Below are 18,028 nucleotides of genomic sequence, written 5' to 3'. Positions count from 1 at the left end.
ACGGCTCTTTCACAAGGCTGGCGGCGGCGGGTTCGGCCGATCAATTAACAAACCGGGGCGGGGGTTGAAGGATCGTCCATGGAACCGATGGAGCCCATCAAGACCGAGAGTGACGATCTCCTGAGCGAGCTGCTGAAGCCGCTCCGGCTCACGGGGGTCTTCGACAGCCGGTGGCACGTCAGCGCGCCCTGGGCGATCGAGGGCGACGCCGAGCAGAGCTGCGCGATCCTCCACTACATCGTCGAGGGCGGCTGCTGGGTGACCGGCGAGGGCCAGACACCCCTGGAGATCCGGGAGGGTGATCTCGCCGTCTTCCCGACCGGCGCCGCCCACCGCATCGCCGACCGGCCGGACCGGGAGGGCGGACTGCGGCTCGGCGCCGTCCTGCCCGAGCGACTGCCCGGCACCTCGGGCGAGTTGAAGATCACCGGCGGCGGGCCCGAGAGCCGGCTGCTCTGCGCCGGACTGCACTACGACGCGAGCGCCGCCACCGGCCTCTACACGGCGCTGCCGTGGGCCCTGGTGCTGGACCGCACCCAGGTCGACAACGAACCGCTGCTGCGCGACACGCTGCGGCTCCTCGCCTCGCCGACCCGCCCCGTCGGCCCCGGCGACCGCCTCATCACGCTACGCGCGTTCGAGATGGCGCTGGTCCTGGCGCTGCGTCCGCTGCTGCGGGAGATCGCGGACAATCCGTCGTCGCTGCCGGTGCTCAGCCATCCGGGGATCAGCAGGGCGATGGTGATCATCGCCACACGGTTCGCCGAGCCGTGGACGATCGAGTCCCTGGCGCGGGAGGTCGGCATGTCCCGCTCGGCCTTCACGGCCGCGTTCCGCGAACTCGTCGGGGAGGCCCCCGCGCGGCATCTGACGGGCCGTCGGATGCAGGAGGCGGCGCGGCTGCTCGGGGAGACGACCCTGCCGCAGTCGGCGGTGCCGCAGCGGGTGGGATACCGCAGCGCGGTCGGTTTCCATCTTGCGTTTCGCAAGTGGTTCGAAAAGACGCCGGGGGAGTACCGCAGCGGTACGGTGCCGGTCGCCCCGTAGCCGCCGAGGTCGTGGTCTGGCCGGTTATTAAGGACCGCTGGACGGTCGTTCATTGCTGACGGAGCTTGCGCCGGGAAAGGCTCTCCCAGGAAGTGGAACGGCGTTTCCCGCGTTCCCGGTGCGCCGGGTGCGTCGGAGGCGTTGGATGTGCCGGGTGCGTCAGGGGTGTTGGATGTGCCGGGTGTTTCGCGCGTGCCGCATGAATCGTTTTGATCCGGACGAGGAGAGGCGAGGAGAAGCTGTGACCAGATCGGGCCAGGAGTACCTGGAGTCGTTGCGCGACGGCCGTACGATCTGGCTGGACGGCGAACGGGTCGAGGACATCACGCTCCATCCGGCGTTCCGCAACACCGCGCGCTCCTTCGCCGGGCTCTACGACCTGGCGCACGACTCCGCGCACACACCGGTGCTCACCCGGGACGGCGCGCACCTCGCGTACACGGTGCCGCGAAGCTACGAGGACCTGGTGGCGCGCCGCCGGGCGTACAAGGTGTGGGCCGAGGCGAGCTTCGGCTTCCTGGGGCGTACCCCGGACTACATGGCGAGCGGCGCGGCCGGATTCGCGGCGGCGCCGGGCGTGTTCACCACCGACACCTTCGACGGCGCGGCGAACGCGCTGGCGTTCCACCGCCGGCTCGCCGGCGGCGACCTGTTCCCCACCTTCACGATCACCAACCCGCAGGGCGCGCCCAGCCCGTACGACGCGGCGGGCGGCACGGCGCAGGACGACCCGGTGGTGCGGGTCGTCGCCGAGAAGGACGGCGGGATCGTCGTGCGCGGCGCGAAGATGATCGGCACGGCGGCGGTCTTCGGCAACGAGGTCGTCGTCGGCACCATCGAACCGCTCGCGCCGCGCGACGTCGACCGCGCCGTCTGCTTCTCGATCCCCCTGGACACCCCCGGGCTCAGCCTGATCTCCCGGGTCTCGTACGAGGGGGCGGCGCGGAGCGTCTTCGACAACCCGCTGTCGTCGCGGTTCGACGAGAACGACACGCTGCTCGTCTGCGACGACGTCTTCGTCCCGTGGGAGTCCGTGCTCACCTACCGGAACGTCGACGCGAGTTTCGGCATGTGGTGGCGGACCCCGGCGTACGTGAACTTCGTCCACCAGGCCGCGACCCGCTTCTGGACCAAGCTCGAATTCCTCTCCGGACTCGCGATCCTGCTGACGAAGTCGAACGGGACCCATCAACTGCCGCCCGTCACCCAGGCCGTCGGACGGCTGCTGGGCATGGTCGCCCAGGCGAAGGCGTTCGTCCTGGCGGCGGAGGCGTCGTACGAGGAGGTCGACGAAGGGCGCGGCGGGGTGATGCCCGGCAAGGACATCTCGCTCGCACAGCGCATCATGGCGGGCGAGCTGTATCCCCGGGCCGTTCAGGAGATCAAGCTCCTCGCGGGCGGCGGGGTGATCCAACTGCCCGCGTCCGGGGAGGACTTGCTGCACCCGGAACTGGGCCCGCTGGTGCGGCGCTACACCGGGGCGGCGGGCCGGCCGGCCGAGGACCGGGTCAAGCTGCTGAAACTGGCCTGGGACGCGCTGGGTTCGGAGTTCGCCTCCCGCCACGACCAGTACGAACGCTTCTACCACGGCGCCCCGCACGTCTACTTGACACAGCAGGCGTGGGAGGGCGACACGGCGTCCTGCGAGCGACTGGCCCAGTCGTGCCTCGACGGCTACGCGCTCGGCGGTGATCCCGAGGGAACGGGTCCCCGGTGACCGGCACGGGGGGAACAGAGGGGAACGGGCGGACGGGGGAGCCGTCGCGGCGGCGGTCCGACGCGGTTCCGGCCGAGGGTGGTTCGGTGGCCGGTGCGGCGCATTTGAACTCGGGCCCCGTCGAAGGGGTTTCGGGGATTTCCCCGGCCGGTTCGGTCGGGCCTTCGCCCATGGGGCGTGGACCCCGGACCACCAGCGGTACGGAACGGTTCGGCCTCGCGAAGCCCGACGACGAACCGCCGGTCCCGGGCGGGCAGGAGGCGGCGACGGTCCGTGCCGCCGCCGCCCCCGGGAGCGACCGGGCCGACGGCGGTCGTGGACCGGGGCGACGGCCGGACCTCGACACGGCTCGCAGCGAGGGTGGTTCGCGTGGCGGCCCTGCCGCCGTGCCCGGCGGTCGCGGCTCGCGCGCGGCCGGCGGCGCCGACCCCGTCGGCCGGGCGGACGGCAACTCCGGCACCGTGGAGGGTGGTTCGGGAGTCGCTCGTGCCGGTTCGTCCGGTGGTCGTGGCTCCCGTACGGCCGAGGGAGCGGGCCCGGTCGGCCGGGCGGACCTCGACCCCCGCTCCGTCAGCGGTGGTTCGGCCCCCGACCCCGCACGTTCGTCCGACGGCCCGCGCGCCGGCCGTACCGAGGCGGGTCGCCTGGTCAAGCCCGGTGATCCGCTTCCGACTTCGGATCACGGGCCCGGACACGGGGCGATACGTGCCGCCGACGGCCGTGGGGGGACCGACCCGGTGGGCGGCGGTGCCGGATCCGGCCGGCGGCCGGGGCTCAACGGGCGTCCCTACCACGGCGATCCCACGCACCCGGCGCCGCCCGCCGCCCACGGCTCCGGCCTTTCCCGTACCTCCGGCCCATCCCGTACCTCCGATCCCGCTCCGACCTCCGGCCCCGCACCGGCCGGACCCTCAACTCCCGGCGCCACGGGGTTTCGCGCCCCCGGCCCCGTGGCGCCGGGACCCAGCCATCCAGGACGGCGGAGCCCCAAGGCCGCGCTCGCCCTGCTCGCCTCCACCCAGTTGCTGCTCATCATGGACACCGCGATCATCAACGTCGCGCTGCCGTCCGTCGGGCGGGACCTCGGTGCCGGGTCCGCCGGGCTCTCCTGGGTGGCCAACGCCTTTCTGATCACCTTCGGCGGACTGCTGCTCCTCGGCGGGCGCGCCGCCGATCTGCTCGGCCACCGCCGGGTCTTCCTCACCGGCCTCGGCCTGCTCGGCGCCGCCTCCGCCGCGGGCGGCATCGCCGGGTCCGCCGGGATGCTCGTCGGGGCCCGCGCCGTCCAGGGCGCGGGCGCCGCCCTCGCCGCGTCGGCGGCGTTCGCCCTGCTGCTGAACCTCTTCCCGGACGGCCCCGACCGGCACAAGGCACTCGGCGCCTTCGCCGCGATGGGCGGTCTCGGCGGCGTACTCGGCACCGTCCTCGGCGGCGTGCTCACCGACCTGCTCAGCTGGCGCGCCACCTTCTGGCTGAACGTCGCCGGCGCGCTCGTCCTCGCCGTTCTCGCCGTCCGGCTCCTCGACGGCGGCACCCGGGGCGCGGCGCACGGCTTCGACATCGGCGGCGCGGTCACCGCCACGGGCGGGCTCGGGCTCCTCGCGTACGGACTCGTCGGCGCCGGCGAGGCGGGCTGGACCGGCGTGAGGACGCTGGGCGCGTTCGCCGGCGCGGCCGTTCTCCTGCTGGCGTTCGCCGCCGTGGAGAAACGAATGTCCCGCCCGCTCGTGCCCCCCGCCGTCCTGCGGCGCCGCACCCTGCGGCTCGCCAACTGTCTCGCCGCGCTCGCCCAGACGGCGCTCTTCCCGATGTTCTTCGTCGTCAGCCTCCACCTCCAGAGCGTCCTCGGCCATCCCCCGCTGCTCGGCGGGCTCGGCCTGCTGCCGCTCTCCCTCGCCGTCGTCGCCACCGCCCCGCAGACCGGCCGGCTCATCCGCCGCCTCGGTGCGCGCCCCACCATGACCCTCGGCTTCACGCTGCTCCTCGCCGGCCTGCTCTGGCTGGCCCTCGGGCTCTCCGCCGACGGCACGTTCCTCTCCACCGTCCTCGCGCCCAGCCTCGTGCTGGGCGTCGCGCTGCCGCTCGTCGTCGTCACCACCAACGTCGCCGCGACCGCCGACGCCGCGCCCGGGGAGACCGGGCTCGCCTCCGGACTCGTCAACACCAGCCAGCAGTTCGGCTCCGTGGTGGGCCTGGCCGTCCTCGTCGCGATCGCCACCGCCCGTACCGACGCGCTGGCCGCGAGCGGCGCGGCCGGCCCCGTCGCCGAGACCGCGGGCTTCCGGGCCGCCCTCCTCGCCGGCGCCGCCCTCGCCGCCTGCGCGGCGCTGCTCAGCCTGCGGCTGCGGCTGCCCGCGCCGGGCCCCGCGCCTTCGCACCAGGACCGGGTGGGTGGCGCCCGGGACTAGATCCATGACGAGGCGCGAGTGCGCAGGCGGGGCGAGGCCCGGTCGACGGTCGAGGTCCGGACACGGGCCGTGGGGGGATCGCGGCGGCGGGGTGAAGGAGCAGCCGGTACCGGCCGGGGACGCGGACACGACGCGGCCCCGGCCGCGACGGCGTGACGCCGCCCGTCCCGTGGACCACCACCCGACCCGACCCACGCCCGAGGGGGGCCATTCCATGACGTTGTACGACCTAGTCGCGCCCGCGATCGAGGCGCGCTGTGAACCGCGCTATCGCATAGCCCGTATCCGCGCGGCCGACCCGCTCGGCGCCGACGCGATACTCGCCGCCGTACCGGCGATGAACCGGGACGCGGACGTCCCCGCGCTCACCGTCGCCCTGCGCACGCTCCTCCCCGACCACGACCGCGCCGCCTCGCTGGGCGTGGTCGAGTCGCTCGCCGCCGTACGCGACCTCGGTCTGCTCCTCGGCTCGCTCAAACGGCACGGCGTCGAACCGCTCGCCGCCGTGCCCGAGGCCCTGCCCGTCCTGGTGGAGCTCGGCCGCCGCACCGACATGGTGCCGCGCGACACGGTGCACCACTACACGACCTGGAATCCGCTCGGCGACCGCCAGCGCATGTACACGGGTGAGCGGATGGAGGCGCACCTCCAGAACGCGGTACGGATGGTCTTCCCCGCCCTGGTCGCCGCGCTGGGGACCTGTACCGAACTGGCGGGACTCGAACCGTACGACCCCCGCTTCGCCGAGGTGCTGGACCGGACCGGCCAGCACGTCCAGGCCATGGTGGACTCGATCGACTTCACCGTCGCGCAGGTCACGCCCGAGTTCTTCGCGCGGGAGCTGCGCCCGTACTTCGAGGAGATCGACGTCGGGGGCCGCGACTACCTGGGCCCGGCCGCCGCGCAGGTGCCGCTGTGGCTGGTCGATCTGACGCTGTGGCAGAGCGACCGGAGCAGCCCGGAGTACGACGCGTTCCTGGACGAGTCGGTGCGCTACAGCCTGCCGTCGTGGCGGGCCTTCCACGCGGCGCACCGGGGCTCGACCTCCGCCGTGAGCAAGCTGTCCGCCGCGATCAGCTGGGAGTCGACGCCGCTGCTGCCGCAGGGGCTGGCGGCGTCGGCGGTCTCGCTGGCGCGGGTGCTGCGGATCCTCAAGACGTTCCGGGCCCGGCACATCGGTCTGGCGCGCAAGGCGTACAGCGACGAACTGCGGCTGTACGAGGCGGGCAGCGGGGGCGCGCCGATCGAACTGCTGCGGTCCGTGCTCGACCTGACACGCGACAACGAGACGCTGGTACGGCAGGCCAACGTCCGCGTTCCCCTCTCCGCCCCCACTCCCGCAGTGCCTGTACCCGAGCCCGTCGCCGTGGCCGCCGCGGCACCGCTTCACGAGGAGAGATACCGCGCATGACCCGGATACTGATCGCGGGCGGCGGCATCGCCGGTCTCACCGCGGCGCTCTCCCTGCACGCGGCCGGGTTCGACGGGATCACCGTCGCCGAGGCGGCTCGGGAGATCCAGCCGCTCGGCGCCGGGCTGAACATCATGCCCAACGCCGTACGCGAACTCGACGCGCTCGGGCTGCTCGGCCGGCTCGACGCGTGCGCCGTACGGACCCGGGAGCTGCGCTACTACCACCGCGCGGGCGGGCTGATCTCGCGGGAGCCGCGCGGCCTGGGGGCGGGTTACCGCTGGCCGCAGCTCTCCATCCACCGGGGGGAGCTGCAACGCGTGCTCGCGGACGCGGTGCGGGAACGGCTCGGCCCGGACGCGGTGCGTTCCGGGGTGCGGGTCGGCGGCGTGGAGACCCTGCCGGACGGGCGGGCGCGGGTGCTGCTCGCGCACCGGGGCGGGACGGGCGAGGATGTGCCCCCGGGTTCGGCCGGTTCGCCGGGCTCCCCCGACTCGTCGGTCTCCTCGGACTTCTCGGACTTCTCCGAGACTGTGGAGCCCGAGGTGCTGATCGGCGCGGACGGCATCCGTTCGGCGGTCCGCGCGGCGCTCAACCCCGCCGAGGGCGAACCGCCGTGGAACGGGCTGCTGGTCTGGCGCGGTGTCTCCCGGGTTCCGGCGGACCGCGTGCACACGTTCATGTTCATCGCGGGCGACGACCGGCAGAAGGCGGTGGTCTACCCGATGACCCACCCGGACGGGGCGGAGGACGCGGACGGGTCCGGCGGGGCGGAGGGGTACGTCCTCGTCAACTGGGCGCTCGCGATGCCCGCCGCGGACATCGCCGATGCCGGGCGCGGTGACTGGAACCGGCCGGTGCCGGTGGCGAAGTTCGCCCACCACTACGCGGGGTGGGAGTTCGACGGCGTCGCGGTCCCCGAGATCCTGGCGGCGGCGGAGCGTGCCTTCGAGTACCCGATGGTGGACCGCGAACCGCTGGACCGGTGGACGTACGGCCGTACGACCCTGATCGGCGACGCGGCCCACGCGATGTACCCGATCGGGTCGAACGGCGCGACCCAGTCGATCGTCGACGCGCGCGCCCTGGCCCACGCGATGGCGACGCACCCCGACCGCGCCGAGGCCCTGCGGGCGTACGAGGCGGAGCGCCGCCCGGCCATGACGGAGCTTCAGCGGGCCAACCGCCGGCAGGGCCCCGAGGTCGTCATCGGCCTGGCCCACGCCCGCGCCCCCCAGGGCTTCACGGACATCGCCGAGGTGATCCCGCCGTCCGAACTGGCCCGGATCGCGTCGCGGTACGCCGAGACGGGAGCGTTCGACCCGGCATCGGTGAACGCGGGGTCCCCGTACGAGCTGCCGGAGACCACGCGGCGGTGACGGGTCGACCGTGACGGGGCGAGGGCGACGCGGCGGGGGTGACGGGGTGACGGGGCGGGTGGCACCGGGGCCCCGGCGCCGTCACCCCGGTCCGCGCGGCACACACCCCCCTCCTGTGCGCTCGTGCGCCGTCGCTGGGGCCGGGTGCCGGGCGCTACCGTCAGGGTGATGGCGGGGCGCACAGCGTGGTGCGGTCCGTCGGCCCCGATGTCCCCTGCGAAGGTGGAACACGTGAAGGCAATCCGTCGATTCACCGTGCGCCCCGTCCTGCCCGACACCCTGCGACCACTCAGCGACCTCGCGCGCAATCTGCGCTGGTCCTGGCACCCCGAGACCCGCGCGCTCTTCGAGGCCGTCGACCCCGGGGGCTGGGCCGCCGCCGGCCGTGACCCGGTGCGGCTGCTCGGGGCCGTGTCCGCCACCCGGCTGGCGGAGCTGGCCGGGGACCCGGTGTTCCTCGACCGGCTGGGCGGTGTCGCCCGTGACCTCGACGCCTATCTGCGCGACGGCCGCTGGTACCAGGAACAGAGCGGCCAGGGCGCCGAGCTGCCCGCGGCCGTCGCGTACTTCTCACCCGAGTTCGGTGTCACCGCCGCCCTGCCCCAGTACTCCGGCGGCCTCGGCATCCTCGCCGGGGACCATCTCAAGGCCGCCAGCGACCTGGGCGTACCGCTCGTCGGGGTCGGACTGCTCTACCGGCACGGCTACTTCCGCCAGTCCCTCTCCCGCGACGGCTGGCAGCAGGAGCACTATCCCGTCCTCGACCCGAACGAACTGCCGCTCAGCCTCCTGAGGGAGGAGGACGGGCGGCCCACCCGTGTCGCGCTCACCCTGCCCGGCGGCCGGTCGCTGCGGGCCTGCGTCTGGCAGGCGCGCGTCGGCCGGGTGCCGCTCCTGCTGCTCGACTCGGACATAGAGGACAACGGCCCGGCGGAGCGCGAGGTGACCGACCGTCTCTACGGCGGCGGCAGCGAACACCGGCTCCTCCAGGAGATGCTGCTCGGCATCGGCGGCGTCCGCGCCGTCCGCGCGTACTGCCGGCTCTCCGGCCACCCCGAGCCCGAGGTCTTCCACACCAACGAGGGCCACGCGGGCTTCCAGGGCCTGGAGCGCATCCGTGAACTCGTCGACACGGGGCTCGGGTTCGACACCGCGCTGGAGGCCGTCCGGGGCGGGACGCTGTTCACCACCCACACCCCCGTGCCCGCCGGCATCGACCGGTTCGACCGCGGCCTCGTCGCCCGCCACTTCGGCGACGACGGAGAACTGCCCGGCGTCGCCGCCGAGGAGGTGCTGGATCTCGGCCGGGAGACCTTCCCCGGCGGCGAGCCGAACCTCTTCAACATGGCCGCCATGGGCCTGCGGCTCGCCCAGCGCGCCAACGGCGTCTCCACCCTGCACGGCGCCGTCAGCCGCCAGATGTTCGCCGGGCTCTGGCCGGGCTTCGACCCGGGGGACGTACCGATCACCTCCGTCACCAACGGCGTGCACGCCCCGACCTGGGTCGCGCCCGAGATCGCCGCGCTCGGTACGGGAGCCGGAGGGAGGACGGGAGCCGGGGGGAGTACCGGAACCGGCACAAGCCCGGCCGCCGTCGGCGTCGCCGGTGTTCCCGACGCCGACCTCTGGGCCGTACGCCGCACCCTGCGCGAGCAGTTGGTGCACGAGGTGCGCGACCGGCTGCGCGCCTCCTGGCACCAGCGCGGCGCGGCCGACGCCGAACTGGGCTGGATCGACGGCGTCCTCGACCCCGACATCCTGACCATCGGCTTCGCCCGGCGCGTCCCCTCGTACAAGCGCCTCACGCTGATGCTGCGCGACCGCGAGCGGCTGACGGAGCTGCTGCTCCACCCCGAGCGGCCGATCCAGATCGTCGTCGCGGGCAAGGCGCACCCGGCGGACGACGGCGGCAAGCGGCTGATCCAGGAGCTGGTGAAGTTCGCCGACGACCCGCGCGTGCGCCACCGCGTGGTCTTCCTGCCCGACTACGGCATGGCGATGGCGCAGAAGCTCTACCCGGGCTGCGACGTCTGGCTGAACAACCCGCTGCGCCCGCTGGAGGCGTGCGGCACGAGCGGGATGAAGGCGGCGCTCAACGGCTGTCTCAACCTGTCGGTGCTGGACGGGTGGTGGGACGAATGGTTCGAGCCGGACTTCGGCTGGGCCATCCCGACGGCCGACGGTTCCGCCTCCGACGAGGACCGGCGCGACGTGCTGGAGGCGAACGCCCTCTACGCGCTGATCGAGGACCGGGTCGCGCCCCGCTTCTACGACCGTACGCAGCCGGGCGGCGACGGCGGCGCGGACACGGACAACGCCCCCGCCCTGCCGGGCCGCTGGATCGAGATGGTCCGCCGCACCATGACCACGCTCGGCCCGAAGGTGCTCGCGGACCGCATGGTGCGGGAGTACGTGGAGCGGCTGTACGCGCCCGCCGCGCACGCCCACCGCGCCCTCGACCCGGCGACGGCGGGGGAGCTGGCCGACTGGAAGAACCTGGTCCGGGCGGCCTGGCCGGCGGTGGCCGTGGACCATGTGGAGGCCGTGTCGGCGACCACGGCGGGCGGCAGCGCCGAACTGGGCTCGACACTCGCGCTGCGGGTGCGCGTCACCCTCGGCCGGCTGCTGCCCGACGACGTCGAGGTGCAGGCCGTCGCGGGCCGGGTGGGCGCCGACGACACGATCGCCGACGCGCAGGTCTTCCCGCTGAAACCGGCGGGCGGGCCCGACGACGCGGGCCGCTGGGTGTACGAGGGTCCGCTTGCCCTCGACCGTACGGGGCCGTTCGGCTACACCGTCCGGGTCCTGCCGACGCATCCGATGCTCGCCGCCGCCGACCTGGGGCTGGTCGCGCTGCCGACCGAGGCCACGGGGGAGGGCGCGGGCGTACTGATGCGGTGAGTTCACCGGTCCGACGTTCAGGACCGAAGGGCCCCGGCGGACGCCGACAGCGTCCGCCGGGCCCTTCGCGTGCGCGGCCCCGGGGTCGAATCCATTGGTCCAGACCTTGACGTGCTCATGGGGAAGCTCTAAGTTCCTGACTCACCACGGATTCACAACTCCGCCCATCGTTCACATGGATGAATCAACGTCCGATGCGGTCGAGTTGGAACACCCCCGACCGGAAGGCACCCCCCATGCGTCCCGGAGTCATCCCCAGAGTCCTCGGCCTGTCCGCCGCCCTCGCCGGTCTGATCGGCGCGGCCTTCACGGCCCCCGCGTCGGCCGGCGACCGGCCGGCGGCACCGCCGGCCGCCGCCACGGCCCTGCCCGCCGCCGTCGCGGCCCCCGCGACCTTCACCCACCCCGGCGTCGGCGTCAGCCGGCCCCAACTCGACTTCGTACGCGGCAAGGTGCAGGCCGGCGCCCAGCCCTGGAAGGCCGCCTACGACCAGATGCTGGGCAGCAGGTACGCCTCCCTGTCCCGGGTGCCCAAGCCCCGCGCGGTCGTCGAGTGCGGCTCGTACTCCAACCCCAACAACGGCTGCACCGACGAGCGCGAGGACGCCATCGCGGCCTACACCACCGCGCTGGCCTGGTACATCAACCGTGACGACCGCTACGCCCGGAAGTCCATCGAGCTGATGGACGCCTGGTCCAACACCATCCGCGACCACACCAACAGCAACGCGCCGCTCCAGACCGCGTGGGCCGGCTCCTCGTGGCCCAAGGCCGCCGAGATCATCAAGCACACCTACAGCGGCTGGCCCAACTCCGGCCGCTTCGCCACGATGCTGCGCTCCGTGTATCTGCCGGAGATCATCAACGGCTCGGGCTCCAACGGCAATTGGGAACTCAGCATGAACGAGGCCGCGCTCGGCATCGCGGTCCATCTGGAGGACCGCGGCGCCTACGACAAGACGGTCGGCATCTTCCGCAACCGTGTGCCCGCGTTCATCTATCTGCCCTCCGACGGCGCGCTGCCGAGGACGGTGCCCGGCAGCGGCCTCGACACGCGCGACGAGATCATCGGCTACTGGCACAACCAGTCCACCTTCATGCAGGGCCTCGCGCAGGAGACCTGCCGCGACCTGACCCACACCGGCTACGGCCTCTCCGCCATCTCGCACGTCGCCGAGACCAGCCGGATCCAGGGCCAGGACCTCTACCCCGAGGTGGGGGACCGGCTGCGGCACGCGTTCGGGCTGCACACCAAGTACCAGAACGGCGAGCCCGTCCCCGGCAACCTGTGCGGCGGCAGTCTCAAGGACAACCTCGGACCGATCAGCGAAGTCGCCTTCAACGCGCTGGGCAACCGGCTCGGCAACGCCATGACCAACACCCAGCTCTACACCGAGCGGATGCGCCCCCAGGGCACGAACAACCTGTTCGTCGCCTGGGAGACGCTGACGCACGCCAACAACCCCGCGTGAACGGGTAGGCACGGGTGGAGCCCTGACGAACCGTCAGGGCTTCACCCATGTCCCGGACTCGTGGTCGCGCCGGTGGAGCCCGTCCGCCGCCGACGCGCTCGTACGGAACGGCCGGCCCCCGTCGTCGATCCGGGTGAGCCCCGTACGGCTCCCGGCCGACCAGCGCACCTCCAGATACCAGTCGCAGTCGCAGCCGTCGGTGCTCGCCTCGACCTTCAGCACGAGCGGATCGTCCGCCGTCACCTGGTACGGAAGCCGGGTCGCGGGCAGCGGCCCGTTCTCGTCGGCGCCGTCGACGGGGCGCAGCACCGGCCGCGGCGCGTCGAGGTCGGCGGTGAACACGGCGGGGGTGACCGACCCGCCGCAGCCGTCGCTCATGTCGTACGCGTTCCACGCGAGCGGCGCCCGGCGGCCCACCACCCGGACGAAGGCCTCCTGGACGACGACCGGGCCCGCGCCGGCCGCCGCGCGCACCGTGGCCTGGGTGATCGACTCGTCGCCGTGCACCGCGCCGAGTGCCGTCGCCCACTGGCGGGCGTCCTGGGCGGCGGGCGGCGGCGGTACGGCGGAGGGGGCGCGGTTGATCAGATACGTATGGCCGCAGTCCAGCTTCCACTTGTGGCTGTCCGCGCTCCAGACGAGGGGCTTCGCCGGGCCGGGCCGGGCGCCGGGCTCGTCCTTGCCGGGCAGGCCGTCGGCGCCTCGCGCGCCGGTGCCGCCACCGCCCCCGGCCCTGCCCGAGCCGGTCGCGCCGGGCGACCCGGACGGTGAACCGCTCTTGCCGCCGGCGGACGCCGAGGGACCGGCCGTCGCCGACGGGGCGCCCGACCGGGCGGACGGCGCCACCGGGTCCACCGGGCCGTCCGGGCCCGGATCGACCGGCCGGGGGCCGCTGTTGTCGCTCCGTGAGTCCGGGTTGCCCAGGTCGGCCGCGACCACGACGGTCCCGCCGAGGACGGCGACGACGGCGAGCGCGGCGCTCACGATCTGACGGCGGCGCAGCCGGGAGGCACGGAGCCGGGACGGGGGCGGGGCCGTGGCGGCGGACGGCGGATCGAGTTCGTCCGCGTCCGCGTTCCCGTCCGAGTGCGCATTCCCGTCCCTGTGCTCGGGTTCAGCGCCGGGCCCGGGTGCGGGTTCAGGTGCGGGTGCGGGTTCGTGGCCGGTGTCTTCGCCCGGCCGCCGCTCCGGTTCCGACGCCGGTTCCGGCTGTGCCGCGCGTACGGGTTCCGCCGCGCGTACGGGCTCCCCGGCGGAGGCCACGACCGCCGCCGTGCCCTGCGGCTCCCCCGGCCCCTCCTCCTCCGTCCGCGCCGTGTGCGCCCGCAGCCACAGCCGGTGCAGCTCCACCCGCTCCGCCGCCGTCGCGCCGACCACCCGGGCCAGCCGCTCCACCGGCGCGTAGTCCACCGGCAGCGCGTGCCCGTGGCAGTACCGGTGCAGAGTCGAGGCGCCGAGGTGGAGTTGGGTGGCGAGCGACCCGTAACTGCGGTCCGTTCTCTCCTTCAGCGCCCGCAGCCGCCCCGCGAACTCCGCCGTCTCCGCCGGGATCTGCTCCGACCGGCCCATGCCACGCCCCCTACCGCCCGCCACGCCGTTCCGCGGTCATTCCAGGCACTTGTCATTTCCCCAGGCCAGGGTACGCGTCGGCGTTCCACCCGTTCCGCACTTCAGGCGGGTTGTTGCCGCCGGACGGATCACCGCCCAGTCTGGGATCACCGGCCGGTCAAGCCGGTACGAACAGCACGACCAGGGGGGATCCACACCATGACCACAGGCAGGAACACGAGAGGCGGCACCGCCCGCCGGGGGCTCACGGCTCTCGCGGCCACGGCCCTCGCCGGGGCTCTGGCGCTCTCGGTGTCCGGCGGCGTCCAGGCCGCGCCGAAGACGCCCGCACCCGGTTTCCTCGCGGCCAAGGACATGCCGCAGGCCCCGGGCAACGCCTGGAACGCGGGGGCGGTGACCGCCGGCGCTCCCGAGTCGGACCCGTTCTGCCTCGACACGGTGCTGCCCGCCCAGGGCACCACCTGGCACCGGCAGTTCCACACGGACCTCGACACGGGCGGCGTCCAGGTGAGTGTGCGGGCGGCGAACGCCGCCGCTGCCGAGAAGCTGGCCGCGCGGGCCGGGGCGGCCGTCGCCGCCTGTGCGGCCGACTGGCTGCGCACCACTCCCGGCGGCACGGCCTCGTGGGACGACTACGGCACGATCGCCGTCGAGGAGGGTGCCCGTGTCGTCGGGGTCGCCATCTCGATCCCGGACGCCGGGCTGGGAGTGCATCTGCTGGGCGTCGGCCGGGACGGCGACACCGTCACGATCGTGTCGTGGGGCCGGATGGGGAAGCTGAGCGACGCACCGGTCGCGGCTTTCAAGAAGACCACCACCACGGCGGTGAACAAGCTCCGTTAGGGGCTGACGCCGGGTGGAGGGCGCGGGCGACGGGGGAAGCGGCTGCCCGGCCCGGGGGATCGGTGACAGTGGGGAAGCGGGGGAGCCGTCGCGGCGTGGTCGGCGACGGTCGGTCTCCTCACTGTTCACTCGACCACGATCCTCCGGGCCGTGAGCCGGTCGTCTGTGACACACGGCCGGCGGACGGACCCCGCGGCGTACTCCGTGACCGGAGTACGCCCGGGAGTCCCCGCCGGCCGGTTCCCGGCCCGCCCCCTCGGGCGCGCTTCGAGGGGGCGGCCGGGAACACGCCCATGCACGACGCGGTGAGGCCGCCCGGATCCTTCAGGATCCGGGCGGCCTCACTCACTTCGGCGGGCCGTGCCGCGCGGTGCCGTTGCCGGTGCCGCGCGGCTCAGCCCAACTCATCTCGCCGCGACTCGACTTACGGGTTACGGGTTACGGGAAGGTGAGCTTCACGCTGTTGATGCGGCCGGTGTCCTGGGCCGCGACGTCCTGCACCCGCAGCTTCCAGGCGCCGTTCGCCACCTCCGACGACGCGTTGACGGTGAACGTCTCCTGGACGTTGTCCGCCGAGTCGGCGCTGCTGGAGTTCTTCAGCCGGTAGGCCGTCCCGTCCGGGGCGAGCAGGTCGATGACCAGGTCACCGCGCCAGGTGTGCGTGATGTCCACCGCGACCGGGAGGGTGGCGGGCGCGTTGCCCGTACGGCCGGTGACGTTGACGGTCGAGGTGACCGCCGCGCCGTTGTCCGGGATCGCGACGGCCGTGTTGTTCTCGAAGACCGTGCCCGTGTTGCCGCCGCCACCGGGGCGGGAGCCGACCGCGATGCCGGCCCACGCGTCGGCGACCGACTTGTACTCGGCGCTCGTCGTGCCGTACAGCTCACCGGCGACCGCGAGCGTGCCGGTGCGGGCCGCCGCGTAGTTGGTCGTGGAGGTGAACTTCGTGGTGAGCGCCTTGAACCAGATCTGCTCGGCCTTCGCCCGGCCGATGCCGGTCACCGGCAGCCCGTCGGAGGTCGCCGAGTTGTAGCTGACACCGTTGATGGTCTTGGTGCCGCTGCCCTCGGAGAGCAGGTAGAAGAAGTGGTTCGCCGGACCCGACGAGTAGTGGACGTCGACGCTGCCGATACCCGAGTACCAGTAGTCCTTCGACGCGCCGTCCTTGCTCGGCTTGTCCATGTACCGCAGCGGCGTGCCGTTGCCGTTGATGTCGATCTTCTCGCCGACGAGGTAGTCGCCCACGTCCGAGGCGTTGGCGGCGTTGAACTCAACGCCCGCGGCGAAGATGTCCGAGGTCGCCTCGTTGAGGCCGCCGGACTCACCGCTGTAGACGAGGCCCGCGGTCACCGAGGTGACGCCGTGCGACATCTCGTGCGCGGCCACGTCGATGGAGGTCAGCGGCTTCGCGTTGCCCGCGCCGTCGCCGTACGTCATGCAGAAGCAGCTGTCCTGCCAGAAGGCGTTGACGTAGTTGTTGCCGTAGTGCACGCGGGAGTACGCGCCGACACCGTCGCCCCGGATACCGGAACGGCCGTGCACGTTCTTGAAGTAGTCCCACGTGAGCGCGGCACCGAAGTGCGCGTCGGCGCCGGCGGTCTCCGCGTTCGAGGCGAGGCCGTTGCCCCAGACGTCGTCCGTGCCCGAGAAGAGGGTGCCGGTGCCCGAGGAGCCGCGGTTCAGGTTGTACGTCTTGTGGTTGCCCCGCCCGGTGTCGGTCAGGGTGAACGAGGGCGCCGTGCCCAGCGTCACCGTGCCGCTGTACTGGGTGTTGCCGGTGCCCTCGTGGACGCCCTGCCACTCGAAGAGCTTCTCGCCGGAGGCCGCGTCGGTGACGACGTGCAGCTCGTTCGGCGTACCGCCCTCCTGGACACCGCCGACGACCGTCTCGTACGCGAGGGTCGGCTTGCCGCTCGCCATCCAGACGACCTTGCGCGGAGCGCGCTCGGTCGCGGCCTTCGCCGCACCGTCCGCCTTCGCCAGGGACAGCGCCTGCTTCTCCGCGGCGGCGGCCGGGATGTCGGCGCTCGTGTCGACGGAGGTGAGGGCCGCCCGGGACGCCTTGGAGACGCCTTCGGTGGCGCCCGCCTTCGAGGTGGCGACGACGAGGTCACCGCCGAGGACGGGGAGACCGGCGTAGGTGCGCTCGTAGCGGGTGTGCGTGGTGCCGTCACGGTCCTGGACGACATCGCGTACGACGAGCTTCTCCTGGGCGCCGAGGCCGAGTTCGTCGGCCGTGGCCGCCTTGGTGGCGTTGGCCTCGCGAAGCAGCTCGGCGCGCTCGGCGGGGGAGAGCGACTTGGGGAGCGCGCCGGGGTCGGCCTTGCCGGCGACCGGTGCCGCCGGGGCGGTCGGCGCGGCGGCAGCGCCGCCGGCCTGGACGCCGACGGCGAGAAGGGCTGTGACTGCGATCAGAGCGCCGGTCGCGGTGATGCGGCGGCTGGGCGTGGGTCTCACGCGAACTCCTTCTGCGAGGGGGGTACCGGACCACACTCGGGTGGGTGGTCAGGACAGTGCGTCAGAGCAGGGTCGAGCACAGGCGGTGAAGCACGAGATGCGAAGCCGAGGTGCACGAGATGCGAAGCAGTGGTGCGCAGAACGCAGGAAGAGTGGCAGGAATCCGGTCTGTCTGTCAGGAGCGCGTCAACAAGTTGGCCGGAAATCGTCCGCTGCGCGAACCGCGGTGTTCGTTAAGCGAAATCTGCGGTGATGTTGCGGGGGTGTTACGCGGACGTACACGGGGCGACCGTGACGATTTCCGGACTCACCCCGGTGAGCGGGCTCCGGTCCCGGTCGCCGTACGGGCATCGGCGGTCGGGACCGCCTCCGCGAGGAACCCGTCGAGGCGGTCGGCCGGGAGGAAGCGCACGGTGCTGTCGCCGCGCCGTGCGGCGGGCTCGCCGGGGAGGCCGGCCGTCGTGCGGAACGACGCCATCTCGCCCTACGCGGAACGAAGTTGACGATCCATCGGCAGCGCACCGCCCGGGTCCCCGGCGGCCCCCGGAGAAGCGACGCCGACGGGCGTGTCCGTCGTCCGGGACTCCCCTGCGCGCGTGTGCGGACCCTGGGTCTCGGAGCCGGACCGCCCGCCCTCCCGGAGCGCCGCGCGCACGGCGGTGGGAGCGGTGCGCACCTCGTCGTGCCCGAGGAGCAGCTGGAACGCGTGCCCGGTCATCGGTACGACGTCGGACTCCCGCTCCCGGGACACCGACCCGGGATCCCCGAGCACCCACTCGATGTCCAGATCCGGCCGTCGCCGGTCGGCCTGGATCAGCCTGCCG

Annotated in this window: 12 protein-coding genes; 8 read left to right on the top strand and 4 right to left on the bottom strand. The window is 73.4% G+C overall.

The genetic code is table 11. From position 1 onward, the window contains the following. The first annotated feature begins 78 nt into the window (after nucleotides 1–78). The 7 genes from OG875_RS08060 to OG875_RS08030 all read left to right on the top strand — a co-directional run bounded on the left by OG875_RS08060 (nucleotide 79) and on the right by OG875_RS08030 (nucleotide 12,335). Nucleotides 79–1,047 carry an AraC family transcriptional regulator gene (locus OG875_RS08060; protein WP_330173531.1) on the top strand — a complete coding sequence of 323 codons (969 nt, stop codon included), beginning with the start codon at nucleotides 79–81 and terminating at the stop codon, nucleotides 1,045–1,047. A 241-nt stretch (nucleotides 1,048–1,288) separates the two neighbouring features. Next, nucleotides 1,289–2,764, top strand: a complete 1,476-nt coding sequence (locus OG875_RS08055; RefSeq protein WP_330173530.1) for a 4-hydroxyphenylacetate 3-hydroxylase family protein — start codon at nucleotides 1,289–1,291, stop codon at nucleotides 2,762–2,764. A 950-nt stretch (nucleotides 2,765–3,714) separates the two neighbouring features. Continuing rightward, nucleotides 3,715–5,172: an MFS transporter gene (locus OG875_RS08050; protein WP_330173529.1), complete on the top strand. Its 1,458-nt coding sequence runs from the start codon at nucleotides 3,715–3,717 to the stop codon at nucleotides 5,170–5,172. Between the two features lie 214 nt (nucleotides 5,173–5,386). Beyond that, nucleotides 5,387–6,583, top strand: coding sequence for a monodechloroaminopyrrolnitrin synthase PrnB family protein (locus OG875_RS08045; RefSeq protein WP_330173528.1), 1,197 nt, complete (start codon nucleotides 5,387–5,389; stop codon nucleotides 6,581–6,583). Then, nucleotides 6,580–7,962 carry a flavin-dependent oxidoreductase gene (locus tag OG875_RS08040; RefSeq protein WP_330173527.1) on the top strand — a complete coding sequence of 461 codons (1,383 nt, stop codon included), beginning with the start codon at nucleotides 6,580–6,582 and terminating at the stop codon, nucleotides 7,960–7,962. Before OG875_RS08045 ends, OG875_RS08040 begins: the two co-directional genes overlap by 4 nt. Before the next feature lie 231 nt (nucleotides 7,963–8,193). After that, nucleotides 8,194–10,863: an alpha-glucan family phosphorylase gene (gene glgP, locus OG875_RS08035; protein WP_330173526.1), complete on the top strand. Its 2,670-nt coding sequence runs from the start codon at nucleotides 8,194–8,196 to the stop codon at nucleotides 10,861–10,863. A gap of 236 nt (nucleotides 10,864–11,099) precedes the next feature. After that, entirely contained in the window at nucleotides 11,100–12,335 is a 1,236-nt protein-coding gene (locus OG875_RS08030; RefSeq protein WP_330173525.1) for an alginate lyase family protein, read from the top strand. A gap of 33 nt (nucleotides 12,336–12,368) precedes the next feature. Here the strand turns inward: OG875_RS08030 and OG875_RS08025 are convergent, their stop codons facing one another. Further along, nucleotides 12,369–13,904 (bottom strand): helix-turn-helix domain-containing protein, encoded by a 1,536-nt coding sequence (locus OG875_RS08025; RefSeq protein WP_330173524.1) that lies wholly within the window; start codon nucleotides 13,902–13,904, stop codon nucleotides 12,369–12,371. Nucleotides 13,905–14,102: 198 nt separating this feature from the next. Here OG875_RS08025 and OG875_RS08020 point away from each other — a divergent pair, with 198 nt between their 5' ends. Further along, complete coding sequence (locus OG875_RS08020; protein WP_330173523.1) at nucleotides 14,103–14,747, top strand: hypothetical protein; 645 nt, start codon at nucleotides 14,103–14,105, stop codon at nucleotides 14,745–14,747. A 438-nt stretch (nucleotides 14,748–15,185) separates the two neighbouring features. Here OG875_RS08020 and OG875_RS08015 read toward each other — a convergent pair whose 3' ends face one another. The 3 genes from OG875_RS08015 to OG875_RS08005 form a co-directional block, all read right to left on the bottom strand. Beyond that, nucleotides 15,186–17,204 (bottom strand): M4 family metallopeptidase, encoded by a 2,019-nt coding sequence (locus tag OG875_RS08015; RefSeq protein WP_330173522.1) that lies wholly within the window; start codon nucleotides 17,202–17,204, stop codon nucleotides 15,186–15,188. A 307-nt stretch (nucleotides 17,205–17,511) separates the two neighbouring features. Further along, the gene (locus OG875_RS08010; RefSeq protein WP_330173521.1) at nucleotides 17,512–17,682 is read right to left on the bottom strand and encodes a hypothetical protein; all 171 of its coding nucleotides are present in this window, start codon (nucleotides 17,680–17,682) and stop codon (nucleotides 17,512–17,514) included. Between the two features lie 6 nt (nucleotides 17,683–17,688). Further along, nucleotides 17,689–17,955: a hypothetical protein gene (locus OG875_RS08005; protein ID WP_330173520.1), complete on the bottom strand. Its 267-nt coding sequence runs from the start codon at nucleotides 17,953–17,955 to the stop codon at nucleotides 17,689–17,691. Nucleotides 17,956–18,028 lie beyond the last annotated feature (73 nt).

It is taken from the genome of Streptomyces sp. NBC_01498 (assembly GCF_036327775.1).
In the GTDB taxonomy this organism is placed as follows: domain Bacteria; phylum Actinomycetota; class Actinomycetes; order Streptomycetales; family Streptomycetaceae; genus Streptomyces.
This window is presented reverse-complemented; position numbering and strand designations above follow the sequence as displayed.